The sequence below is a fragment of the Sphingobium sp. B7D2B genome, from assembly GCF_025961895.1.
Classification (GTDB): domain Bacteria; phylum Pseudomonadota; class Alphaproteobacteria; order Sphingomonadales; family Sphingomonadaceae; genus Sphingobium.
The window spans coordinates 635,831-648,063 of record NZ_JAOQOM010000001.1 but is presented as its reverse complement, the minus strand read 5'-3'; the positions used below and the strand labels follow the sequence as shown (position 1 = coordinate 648,063).

The following is a 12,233-nucleotide window of genomic DNA, read 5'->3' as shown; positions in this document are numbered from 1 at the left end:
CCCTCAATACCACCGGCAACATGCTACCGATTGTCCAACCCATTGCGCGTCCTCGTCTCTCGGATTTGGTCCTTGTTGGCGATCATGTCATCGCGCAGCTTTTGCAGCCCTGCCCGGACTTGGGCCAACTCTTCGGCGTGGCGCTCCTTGGACGTAACGCCGTTGGCGTGCGCGGCGTCCCAGGCGAGCGCGGAATCGATGTGCGCTACGGCCGCGTCGACATCGCCGAACGCATATTCATTGATCGGCCGGCCGACGGATTCGCTCAGTGCGGAAAAGAGAGGCTGATTCTCGGCCAGCCGTTCCGGCTCGGCGGCAAGAAGGAAACGATAGCGAAGCTGGCCGATGTAGAACCAGCGTACCGCGTCATCCATTCGGCCTTCGGCCATCAGCTTCGTCGCAAGAATGTACAAGGCGGCGGGATGCACAGTCTCCGCTTCCGCAATGATTTGCTCGGGCATCTGTTGGGCGGGATCGGCGGGCATGGCTTGCTTTTCTTCCGCTGCAAGGGCCGCGGACAATGTCAGCGCAAAAGCTGGAATCAGTGCGGCTAAATTCTTGTGTGACACGAGGGCGCCCTTTTCCACAGCCATTGTGAACTTAAGCCGTCTTCCCTAGCATGCTCACGCCATCGAGACGGATAACTGATTGGTCGAGCGGCGGCATCCATGGCCGCCTTCAGTTCCAATAGACCCGCCAAGGCTGCTCCTGAGTTCCGCCATATTCCGCTAGGCGCAGCTCGTTGTCAGGCCCCAAATGCCGATGCCACGTTAGCGCGAGCGGCCGCTTCCTTAACAATCAACGCGGTACCGCAGCGCATTAACCATCTCTTTTTCCTACGAGATGATTTTATTGCTGTTAATTTTCGTAAATTGCATCTAAGGGCCGGTTAATGCGAGTCTTCTTGAAAGAAAATCAGCATTAAACCCGACAATGGCAAACCATCGGCGACGATGGGACGCAAAGCTTCCGGTCTCGAAAGAGATAGCGGGGATGCCGAAGGAACAAAAAGTGCCCGACATATCTTGTCGTGTAGTTGCGCCATCTCTCTCTAGACTTCAGCGCCCTGCTCTACAAAAATTTGAGTTCAGCCTTTCCTGCATATTTTCGTGCAGTGGGCAGCGCGATACTATATACGCCGTGCCTTCTAAGGTCGGCGCGACAAGCGCCAATGCCTCAGCCACATATCTCGGCTACAGTCCGCTCCGCCACCGCGCCCTGCATCGCTCGGCCCCGCCTGCGATCGCGCTGAGCACCCAAGTCTTTCCGCGGAGGGAGACTGGCCTTTCTGTCACAGCGGATTGGGCAACCACGCAGCCAACTGGAACGCGGCGGGCAGCCTCAGCGGGGGCGCTGAGGCCAAAGCCTTGGCCAATCGACCACAGCACTCGCTGAAAAACCAACGGGGCAGAAGCGGCGCTTTACGCCCTGCTGCTGCCGCGCGCAACGATTACATCTAAATTTTTCAGTACTTTGGGGGAAATCATGAACAAGCAAGCCAAGTTTCTCGTGTCGGCCGGTGTCACGGCCTTGTTGGTGGCGGCTTCATCCGCCGCGTCTGCTCAGAGCAGTGATCCGATCATCGTCGATGGCCAGAACGGCACCGGAAAAGTGGTCTCCGGCAACGCGGCGCTGTCCGGCAATAGCAACGTGGTCGGGAACAGCGTCGCTGTCGGAGAGGCTGATCGCCAGACGGTTTACACCAACTTCCGCACCGAAGGCGGCGCCGGCTCGGGCGGTGGTGCCGGTCTTGGCGGCGTGTTCTTCATTGATAGCGGCGCAACCCTAACGCTGAATAATGTGAGCTTTGCGAACAATCACGTCAAAGGCGGCGAAGGCGGTGGAATTGCCACGTCGTCGGTCGCGCCGATCGCGGTGTCAGTTGTCGGCGCCTCGGCAGATGCGTCCGCTGCCAGCATTTTGCAGCCGACATTGAGCGACGTGACTTACAATGGAAACGGGCAGTTCGTCGTCAACAAGATCATTTCGATCGGAGACAATACGCTCATTCAGGCCGGCGCAGGTATTGCCCAAAAGCTCGGTGACGGCTCGGTCGGCCAGGTGAACGCGACGATCACGGAGATCAATCCCGCCGGCAGCAACGCTTATGGGACGCTTAATGAAATAAGTCTGTCAGGCGGCATCGCGATCGATTCCTCCAACGTCGTCAGCGGCCTGCTGAGCGGCGGCAACACCGTCACTCTGAGCGCCCCGGCGGCGGCTGCCGATGTGATGAGGGGCCAGACGGTCTATTACAAGGACACCAATAACGTCACGCGGACTGCTACGGTCAGTCAGGTCAACTATAACAGTGACAACAAAGTCACTTCCTATGTGCTCAATGAGTCGATTTCCGCGAACGGCCCGATCGACACGCCGGCTGTATCGGCCTTCGCGGTAACACGTTTCCAGTCGGCCTCCAGCTCGACGCTTTCGAACACGATTACGCCAACCGGACCGCTAGGCGGCTTTGCCGTGGGCATGACCGTCCAGGGCGCGGGCGTTCCGGCCAACACCGTCGTTACGGCTGTCGATCTGAACAGCGGTGTCGTCACCCTTTCGAACGCGATCGACCTCCAGCAGGTGACGTCGCTGAAGGCATCCTTCAGCCCCCTGATCTCGAACGGGAGCGGCAGCGCGACCATCCAGGTGGGCTCCATCGCGGGCTTCGCGGTGGGTCAGACCGTTTCGGGAACCGGCATTCCAGCCGGTACGACGATCACCGGGATCGACCCCGACACCAAGCAGGTGACGCTGAGCAACGTCATTGGCGCCAATGGCGTCTCGGCGATCACCGCCGGCAAGTTCGTGCTCACCAGCGATCCGGTGTTGAGCGTAAATAGCGCGGCAAAGACCATCCGCCTCGCCTCGGTTTCCGGCCTCACCGTTGGCAGCTTGCTGGTCGGGGATTCGGCTATTCCGGCCAACGCGGTGATTACCGCGATCGACACCGCAACCAATACCGTCTCCTACCGGATCGATCCGGAGGCAGCCAATCTCAACAAGGGCGGTGCCATGAACGGCCTGACCACCTCGGCGCCCGCGGGCTCCAACGGTGGCAACGGTCAGTCGGGCAGTTCCTTCAACTCCATCCTCGTCGATGGCGAAGGGTCCGCCGGAACCAATGGCTATAACGGGGGCGCAAGTGCCAACGGTGCCGGCGGCGATGGCGGCAAAGGTGGCAGTGGCAGCAGTGGCAAGCCCTTCAACACCAGCCTCATCAATGCCGTTGCACAGGACGGCATCAACCTGGGGCTGAAGATTGCGCAAGGGGCCGCGGCTCTTGCCAACTTCCCCCCTGCAGCAGCGCTGTCGGCGTCATTCTACGTCGAGGTCGCCGCAGTCGGCGTGCAGCTTGCGCTTAACACCGCCAATCTCGTCACCTGGAATATCGACCTCGCGCAAGGCAAGGTCGGCCATGGCGGCAGTGGCGGCCAGGGCGGGAAAGGCGGTAACGGCGGCACCTTCTTCGGCGGTGGGGCCGGCGGCTCGGGCGGCTCGGGCGGTGCCGGCGCGACCGGGATCACGGACGGCGGCGAAGGCGGTTCCGGCGGCAACGGCGGCACGGGCGGCTTCGGCGCAGGCGGTGGTTCCGGCGGCGCGGGTGGCGCTGGCGGCCAGAACGGCCAGAGCATCGAAGGATCTGATGGCGATGGCGGCACGGGCGGGTTCGGCGCCGGCAATGGCTCGTCGGCTGGTGTCGGCGGCGGCGGCGGTTCCGGCTTCGGCGGTGCCATTTTCGTCCGCGAGGGCGGCACGCTGTTCATTCAGGGCAACTCGATCTTCGAGAACAATTCGTCTGTGGGCGGCTCAAGCACCAATGGTGGTGCGGCAGGCCAGTCCGCCGGTGGCGCGCTCTTCATGATGCGCGGTTCCTCCGTCACGCTGTCGCCCGGTGTCGGAAACACCATCACCTTCCGGGACTCGATTGCGGACGACAGCGCCACCAGCATCTCCGGAACCAGCCTTGCGGCCGGGAACGGCGCAGGCATCCGCATTGCGGGTGGCGGTCTGGTTCAGTTCCAGGCGGCAAACACCTATAGCGGCACCACCGACATCAATGGCGGCACATTGCGGGCCGATGATGGCGTGGGCATCCACGCATCGAGCCACATCCTGTTCAGCGGCGCCGGCACGATCGGCGCGTCGGGGCAGAATGACCTCAGCCTCACGAACGCCGGCGTGCTCCTCACCTCGGGCAATTTCATCCGCTCGGTCGGGTTCAACCCGAGCCAGATTTCATGGACAGACTCGACGGGTGCAACCAAGGGCAGCGGCGGCTTTGCCGCAACCGCGGAGGGCCTGACCGTCAACCTGGGTTCGCTGAACTCCGGCGTTGGCCCGACCCTGTACTGGAACGCAGGCGGGTTCCTCGCTAACGGCCAAACACTCATGTTCGGCTCCGATGCGGCCGATGCAACCGGCATCGTCACCTTCCGCAACAGCATCAACATGAATGGCGGGACCGGCAATATTGCCGTCTATGACAATGTCGCGAACAGCGATTATGCTGTCATGAACGGTGTCCTCTCCAACGGCGCGCTCAACGTGAACAGCGATGGCTTCACAGGCGCCCTTTATCTGACCGCCACCAACACGCTCAGCGGCATCACCGTTGGCGGCGGCACAGTTTCGACCAAGCTGAACGGCAAGGTCGGTCGCTTGATGAACGCCAGCACTGGCGGGTCGGTTGCCGTCAACGCCGGCTCACTGCTGCTCGCAGGCGACGAGACGCTGACCACCGTTCAGGTCTCGGCCGATGGCACCATGACGGCGCAGGGTGCCGTCACCAGCGGCGCGATCACCAACGCCGGACGATTGCTGCTGGCCGGCGGCGCCACAACGGGCGCCATCGCCAACAGCGGCACGCTCATGATGTCGAACGACGTCAATGCAGCCAGCGTGGACAATAGCAGCGTCCTTGCAATGCAGGCCGACCTCACTACGGCGGGCACGTTGAACAACGATGGGCTGCTCTTCGTGGTGGGCTCGACGCCCGAAGCCACGGAAGGCGCGGTGACCCGCAAGATCGTCACGGCAGGCCTGACCGGCGGCGATGAGAGCGTGATCCAGCTCGGCGGCCTGGCCGGCACGGTCGGTAATGTGCTGATCCTCGATCAATCCGGAAACAGCAGCTACGCCGGCGCCATCACCGGCGCGGGCGCGCTGACCAAGCAGGGTGCGGGGAAGCTTGCCCTGACCGGCGTGAGCGACTTCACTGGTCCGCTCACCATTGAGGCCGGCGAAATCGACACCACCGGGGGCGGCACTCTTGCCAACACGCTGGCGGTATCTGTGAGTGAGAATGCCACCTTCACCCTCGGCACCGACGATGTCATCACGTCGATCAGCAACGCCGGGACGCTCACCGCCAATGCAACGATCGGCCTGAACACGATCGACAACAGCGGCAGCGCCACGATCAATGCGCTTCTCATCGCCAATGGCGATGTCAGCAACAGCGCCCAAGGAAGCTTTACCGTCTCCGCAGGCGCGAATGCCGGTATTGCCGGCAAGCTCTCCAATAGCGGTAGCTTCTCGAGCAGCGGCAATTTGCAGGTGGATGGCGATGTCAGCAACCAGGCCGGCGGCACCATGACGTTTGATGGCGCCGGATCGACCCTGTTGGCCAGCCTCGACAATGCCGGCGCCGTGACGGCTTCATCGCCGCTCGCCGTGACTGGTCTCGTCGCCAACAATGCTGGCGGCCAGATCGCCCTGAACGCCGGCTCCACGCCACAGTTCGGCAGCCTCCGCAATGCAGGCACCATCAACGCCGACACCAATCTGGTGGTAGCCGGGAGCTACGAGCAGAACGCCGGCAGCCTCACGGCCTTGCACGGCCTCTCGGTCGGCTCGCTTTCGGGCGAGGGCGGGCAGATCGAAATCGGCGCAAGCGGGATGACGATCAACCAGACCCGGGATGGCACCTATGCCGGCTCCATCTTTGGCTCGGGCACGGTCACCAAGACCGGTGCGGCAACGCTGACGCTCGCAGGTGGTGTCGACACGTTTGCACCGATCATGCTCAGCATCGAGCAGGGCGGCCTGACCGTCCAGAATGCAGGCATCCTCGACAATGCACTGACCGTGGACATCGCCGCGATTGCCACGCTTACCCTGAAGGCTGACCAGACCATCCACAACCTCACTGGGTCGGGCCTGCTTGACCTGGGTGCCAACTATCTCACCCTGGCGACGGGCGGCACCTTCTTTGGCCAGATGAAGGGCACCGGCAATATCCGGCTGGCCAGCGGCGCGCTCACCATCGAGGGCGCAGTGAACTCAACGGATGGCTCCTTCGTCGTGGAGCCGGACAGCACGCTCAATGTTGCGGCCACCGGTTCGGTGACGACGACCGACCTCCAGATCACCGAGAGCCGCTTGAACCTGGAAGGAACCGCAACGGCCAAAACGGTGACGGCCAGCGGTGGCGCCGTCGTCCATCTGGGCAATGGCCTCGCCATGGGCGTGGGCGGTACAGGCGGCACGCTGACCGGTCAGGTCATCTACGTCAATGGCGGCAGCCAGTTGACCGGCAATGGCACGATCAACGGTCAAACCATCATCGGTGGAGCCAGCGCGGGAATTCTCTCCCCCGGCAACTCCCCGGGCGTCATGACCTTTAGCGACCTCACGCTGGCCAACAACTCGTCCACCTTGATGGAGGTCGACGGTCTGGCCGGCGCGGGCGTCGCTGGCGGCCACGATGAACTCATCGTGCGCGGCAAACTAACCATTCAGGGCAGCGCAGCGATGGTCGTCGGAAACTCGGGCGGGTCGGACGACTTTGTCCTTCCTCTTGGCAAGGGTGTCCGTCTGTTCAGCTTTGCGCCGGGCAGCGTGAGCGGCCAGTTCGGTTCGGTCACCAGCCTCGATGCAAATGAGAATCTGATGTTCAACCTGTCGAACGGCACGCTCTACGGCCTTGGCAGCTATACCCCTGCCAGCTTCGCCGCAGCCGTTTCTGCCAGCCCTGTCGGGCAGGCAGCAATGGAAGGCATCCTTGTCAGCAACAATGGCGGCGTGTCCCAATATTATGGCGGCAATCTGCTCGGATCGCTGACGTCTGCCCTGGCGACCGGCGGAACAGCTGCCCTGGAAGCCGTGCTGACCCGCTGGTCGCCCGGCGGCTATGGCGGCATTGCCGACGCGATGAAGGTGGCGGCTCTTAATAATCTGCCTGAACTGGGCGATTATGATCGACTGTCACCCGGCAAGACGATCGCCACGGGGTCGGTCCAGCATCAGAGCCTCAAGGGTACGACAGCTGCAGGATACCAGCGCAACAGCTTCAACGACACGGCGTTCAACATCGGCTTTGCCCGCGACCTGCCCTTTGCCCAGCTGAGCCTGTGGTACGGCCACAACACGGGCGGCTTCCAGAACGAAACGATCAACGCGGACTTGGACGGCAACCAGTTCGGCCTCGGCGTATCGCTGCCTCTGGACGGCGACCAGTCGTTCCGCGTTCTGGGTCGGTTCGTCTATGGTGACTTCAAGACCAAGGGCGACCGGTCGATCCTGGGCGGCAGCGCAGCCTTCTCGTCGGTTGGCGGTTCGGTGATGATGTATGGCGGTGGCGTCCAGTACGTGACGACCCAAGGCCGCATTAGCTTCGATGCAACGGCCGAGGTGCTGGGCCTGCGGCAGCTGCGCGACGCGTTTTCCGAGCGGGTGTCGACTGCGGGCCTGGATCAATTCAACATCCGGCGGATGAAACGCCACGATGCTGTGGCAAAGCTGGACGCGAAGCTGGGTTATGCGTTCGCATCGGCGCTCACCGGCTACGCAAAGGTTGGCTACGTCCACGACTTTGGCGACGACTTCACCAAGGTGGTCGCTGATGGCGCGTTCGACCCGATCGTCGTATCCGTGGGCACGCCGGGCCTGGCGCAGGACCGCGTCTTCGGCGGCCTGGGTCTCCAGATGCGGCTGAGCCAGAAGGTCCAGCTGAACCTGGACGGCAATGCCGGCTCGCAAAGCAGCTACCGCGTAAACGGCGGCGTCCGCGTCCAATTCTGAAGACGACAGGCGGTCCGCTTACGCGGGCCGCCTGCAACACAGGGGGAAGGAGGATTGAACGTCTCACCATGGCGGTGTTCCTTTTATGCGCGATCGAGGTCTTGCTCCTCCCGGGCTTTGTCAGCGCCACCTTCTTCCTGCTCACGATGATCGTTCTGTTGCACGGCCTGACCGGCCTGTCGCTCTGGCTGGCAGACCGACGCCACGCCGCAGCCGCCCCGCCCGCTTAGCGCAAGGCCAGTTCCGCAGGCTTCGGCGCCGGGCCAGCCGCCGCCACGTCGGCCGTCGCTCCGCCGCGCAGCAGCGTCCCGCAAGCCGGCGCCTGCGCTTCGTCCGGGTCGACAAAGCCGAAGATGGCCCGCACATCCGGCAGCATCATCGAAAAGCCGAACAAGCGCTGCGGCCGGAACAGATCGACCGGCTCGCGCAGCACGGTCGGCGCGGCCAGCGTGCCGCCGATCAGGATCGGCGCGGGGCGACCGAACCATTCGCGGCTCTTGCCCTGCGCCTGCAAGCGCAGATCGAGCCGCTCGCCCCGCAGATCGAACTCGCCGCGCCCGGTGACGACATGACCATCGGTATCGATCAGGATCGGGTCGGCCGTCGCCAGCCCGTCGCGGACCGAAAAGGCGATCAGCCCGCAATTGAGGTGGGTCGCGTCATCTGCCCCCGCCTTATCGCCGCCGATCCCGAGGCGCTGACCGAGGCCCCAGAACATGCCTCCCCCCGAATCCACCCCGTTGCCGCTGCGCGTGCCGAACATCGCAGCACGCAGATTGGTCATATCCAGCTCCGAGGCGCTTGCCCGCGCCATGCCCACGCGCCCTGCCGGCAGCACCAGGGCGATGCGGCCATCGGCATGACCGAGCGTCTCGCGCAGGGTCTCGCCGCGCCCGCTCAGCTGGATGCGCCCGCGCGCCAGCGCCGTCGTCTCGCGCGGGGCGAGGCCCCAGCCGGCCAGCAGCGGCCCCATCGGCGTCGGCGAGAGGCGAATATCGTAGCGGGCAAGCGCCGGGGCGGATCGCGCATCAATGTAGATATCCGATGAGACGAACCCGCCGGCGAGATCGACACTGGCCGGCGACAGCATGAACCGCCCATCGATCAGCGCGAGCCGCATGGCGAGATGCGCGGGCTTGAGCACGGAGCCCGCGTCCCCGACGCCCTCGATCTGCTCGGCCTTATAGTCGACCACAGCATCGAAACTGCGCAACGCTTCGGGAGACAGGGTGGCATCCGGCAGCAATGAGGCGACGGGTTGACGGCCTTCGCCATCGGATGGGGACGTCGCCGTGCGCAGCCCCAGCACAGCCATGCCGTCCGCCAGATGCAGGGCCCCGGACGCCAGAGACGCGACGACGCGCGGACGGGCGCCGCGTTGATCGAGCGTGAGGCTGCCGCTGAGATCGGTCTCGCCAAGCTGCCCTGCGATGCGGCTGAAATGCCAGCCGCCACGCCGTTGCGCGAGCCGAGCCGTCAGCGCAAAGGAGGGCGCGGCTGATTGAGCTGACGTCGCTCAACTGCAAGCGGCGGATCATGTGTCAGGATTTTATCGCTTTGGTTCTCCAAGCTCTGGAAATGACGCAGGGCAATAGGCGCAGTTGAGACACTTGACATTGCGGCCGAACGCTACCCGCGCGCTTCTCGCAGCTCACGGGATTCCCTTTAGCAGTCAGAGCTTCTTCTGATTTGGGTCAACCTTGGGTTCGCCCTTCAGCATCGGGTCCCAATGCTCCGCGATCTTGCCGTTTTCGATCCGGAACATGTCGAACCAGGTCGTGTAATAGGTCTGCCCGTTCGCATCCTTTTCGGGGCGCACAAATGCAATGACGACCTTGTCCCGCTCCGCCGTGATGTCGACCATGGGGAGGCTCAATTTTGCCTCCACAGGCCGCTGCGGGCGCGAGGAGCGGACATAATCCATCACGCCGGTCAAACCCTGGGCGGCATTGGGATTATGCTGGATGTAATCCTTCGCGATGAACTCGTGCGCGCGATCGACCTGACCAGCCACGAGCACGATCCGGTACATGTCGTACACCAGCCGCTTGTTCCGCGCGAGCTTGGGGTCCTTGCTGGCGAGCAAGGCAGCGTGATCCGTAGGAACGGACGGCGCTGCCGCCGGCGCTTCTTGGGATGAGGGCGGGGCCACAGCCGGCGTCGAGTCCGGGGCCATGGCAAGAGCGGTAGCGAGCAGGATCGATATCATGGGAGAAGCCTAGCATGACAGAGGCGGAAAAAGGTAGGACTTTTAAGCGCCACCAATTCCTCTCGTTTAGAGATCGGATGGCGAGGCAACACTCTGTTGTGAAACGACAATAATCTGCGCCAGCGGCGAACGATTTTACCATCTTTGGGCGAAAGCGGCTTTGCGCTGGGAGCTCCGGCCTTAAAAACCAGAGTATTGATCAAGTGTCTCGCACTCGCTCCCGACGGCCCCGTCACGGCGACACCTTGAGAATTCCCGCGACTGCTCAGTCACGCAAGGCAGCCGCGACGGTTGCCAGTTCGGCGTGGTCGCTGCCGGTGTCGAGCCGGGTCTGATCGTCGTAGATCATGGTCGCAGGTCGGTCTCGATTTGCAGCCGCCCAGCGCGGCAAACCCGGTCCGTTGGGGTCACCGGTCCCGGCAAATCGGGTCCAGGCGCCGGCCATGATATTGGACAGCTTCAGCGCGGCCGCGTCCCCTCCGGTCATCGTGGCGCAGCGTTCGGCATTGGCGAACGCGTAGGGTATATCTGCACAATGGAATGCGCGTGGCCGGCCATCCAGCACCGGCGCAGGGCGTGCGAACTGGTACAGCCATGCGCCTGCTCCGCCGATGGCGGCCTTGCGACGGGCGAATTCCATCGCGCTGAGGCGCAGCGGCGCGGTCGCGATGCGTGACCATAGATCGCAGGGCAAAGCATGCGGCGTGCGACCTTTGAAGGCCTCGATAATGCCGTCCGCACGATCGCCGAACAGGCCGGTGACCCGTTCCCGCAATTGCGCTGCCGATAAAGCCTCGAACGCCGGGTCGTTGATGCCGGTTGCGAATTCGTTGAGCGTGGTGCCGACGATCAGCGGCACATGCGCGGAATTCGCCAGTGCGCCATCGGAGAGCACGCCGCCGGGAAGAGTGGCCCCGCCGATAACCGGCCCAAATGAGAAGCGCGGCAAATTTCGCGGATCGATGGGGCTTCCCGCAAGCTTGGGATTGAGCCGCCGCGCTGCCGCATTCGATGCCGCAAGCAATTGCGGATAGGGCACATCCTGCACGGCGCGCGCCGACGTCCTCGCAATGCCCAGTTCAGCGAGCGTTGCGGCGGCCAGGCTCGCAGCCTCGTCTACCGTCACGCCGGTGGGGACATAGCCGCTCTGAACGATCGCCCGATGGAACAGCCCGCGCGCCTGGGGCATGGCCATCAGCGCCGCAACCTTGCGTCCGCCGCCGGACTGGCCGAACAGCGTGACGCGCGCCGGATCGCCGCCGAACGCTACGATATTGTCGCGCACCCATTGCAGCGCGGCTACGATGTCGAGCAGACCGACATTGCCGGAGTCCGCGAAGGCGGAATCGAACGTCGACAGATCGAGAAACCCGAGCGCGTTGAGCCGATGGTTCAACGTGACCACCACCACGTCGTGCAGGTCGGCCAGATTATGGCCGTCGAAGGCGGGCAGGTCATGGCCCGATCCGGCGATGAACGCGCCGCCGTGCAGCCAGACCATCACGGGTCGGGGGCGACCGGCATCGCCGCGCGTCCAGATATTGAGCCGCAAGCAGTCTTCGCGCTCGTAGCTGTCATTCCATTGAAAAATGAACGCTTCTTCGTCATTGGCCCGCCCCGATCCGCGATCTTGTGGACAGACCGGTCCGAAGCTCAGCGCGCTGCGCACACCCGACCATGGACGGGGCGGACGTGGCGGCAGGAAGCGATTTGGCCCGGCCGTGTCATCCGCATAAGGAATGCCCTTGAAGGTCAGGACGTCGCCTTGCCGATAGCCGGCCAACGTCCCCGATTGCGTTTCCACGCGTGCCGTATCCCGGCCTGCGGATACCGCCTGCCCGCCAGTGCGCGAGGGAGCAACAGCGGCGGCTGCCATGCGAGGGGTCTGGGTGCTGGCAGCGACGATTGCGGCGCCGCCCGTTAATATCGCTCTCCGACCGACTTTCACCCTGCCGCCTCCACCCTATTTCATCTTGTGGTTCTCGAGGCAGGGCAGAGG

6 protein-coding genes and 1 riboswitch are annotated in these 12,233 nt (G+C 63.6%); of the genes, 2 read left to right on the top strand and 4 right to left on the bottom strand.

Features of this window, described 5'->3' with window-relative positions:
* Positions 1 to 23 precede the first annotated feature (23 nt).
* The gene (locus M2341_RS02865; protein ID WP_264584146.1) at positions 24 to 593 is read right to left on the bottom strand and encodes a hypothetical protein; all 570 of its coding nucleotides are present in this window, start codon (positions 591 to 593) and stop codon (positions 24 to 26) included.
* A gap of 332 nt (positions 594 to 925) precedes the next feature.
* Positions 926 to 1,001: riboswitch (cyclic di-GMP riboswitch) on the top strand.
* A 484-nt stretch (positions 1,002 to 1,485) separates the two neighbouring features.
* On the opposite strand from M2341_RS02865, the gene M2341_RS02860 reads away from it, so the two are divergent.
* Together M2341_RS02860 and M2341_RS02855 are read left to right on the top strand one after the other, a co-directional pair.
* Positions 1,486 to 8,025 carry an autotransporter-associated beta strand repeat-containing protein gene (locus M2341_RS02860; RefSeq protein WP_264584145.1) on the top strand — a complete coding sequence of 2,180 codons (6,540 nt, stop codon included), beginning with the start codon at positions 1,486 to 1,488 and terminating at the stop codon, positions 8,023 to 8,025.
* 68 nt (positions 8,026 to 8,093) lie between these two features.
* Positions 8,094 to 8,255: a hypothetical protein gene (locus M2341_RS02855; RefSeq protein WP_264584144.1), complete on the top strand. Its 162-nt coding sequence runs from the start codon at positions 8,094 to 8,096 to the stop codon at positions 8,253 to 8,255.
* Here the strand turns inward: M2341_RS02855 and M2341_RS02850 are convergent.
* The 3 genes from M2341_RS02850 to M2341_RS02840 form a co-directional block, all read right to left on the bottom strand.
* Positions 8,252 to 9,457, bottom strand: a complete 1,206-nt coding sequence (locus M2341_RS02850; protein ID WP_264585974.1) for an AsmA family protein — start codon at positions 9,455 to 9,457, stop codon at positions 8,252 to 8,254. The two genes, M2341_RS02855 and M2341_RS02850, sit on opposite strands and share 4 nt — an antisense overlap.
* Positions 9,458 to 9,697: 240 nt before the next feature.
* On the bottom strand, positions 9,698 to 10,234 hold the full coding sequence (locus tag M2341_RS02845; protein ID WP_264584143.1) for an ester cyclase: 537 nt from the start codon (positions 10,232 to 10,234) through the stop codon (positions 9,698 to 9,700).
* A gap of 265 nt (positions 10,235 to 10,499) precedes the next feature.
* Positions 10,500 to 12,110, bottom strand: a complete 1,611-nt coding sequence (locus M2341_RS02840) for a carboxylesterase/lipase family protein (protein ID WP_264584142.1) — start codon at positions 12,108 to 12,110, stop codon at positions 10,500 to 10,502.
* Between the last annotated feature and the right edge of the window lie 123 nt (positions 12,111 to 12,233).

Coding starts and splice junctions, on each gene's coding strand:
- M2341_RS02865 (WP_264584146.1), bottom strand. CDS start 593: ATGGCTGTGGAAAAGGGCGCCCTCGTGTCACACAAGAATTTAGCCGCA.
- M2341_RS02860 (WP_264584145.1), top strand. CDS start 1,486: ATGAACAAGCAAGCCAAGTTTCTCGTGTCGGCCGGTGTCACGGCCTTG.
- M2341_RS02855 (WP_264584144.1), top strand. CDS start 8,094: ATGGCGGTGTTCCTTTTATGCGCGATCGAGGTCTTGCTCCTCCCGGGC.
- M2341_RS02845 (WP_264584143.1), bottom strand. CDS start 10,234: ATGATATCGATCCTGCTCGCTACCGCTCTTGCCATGGCCCCGGACTCG.
- M2341_RS02840 (WP_264584142.1), bottom strand. CDS start 12,110: ATGGCAGCCGCCGCTGTTGCTCCCTCGCGCACTGGCGGGCAGGCGGTA.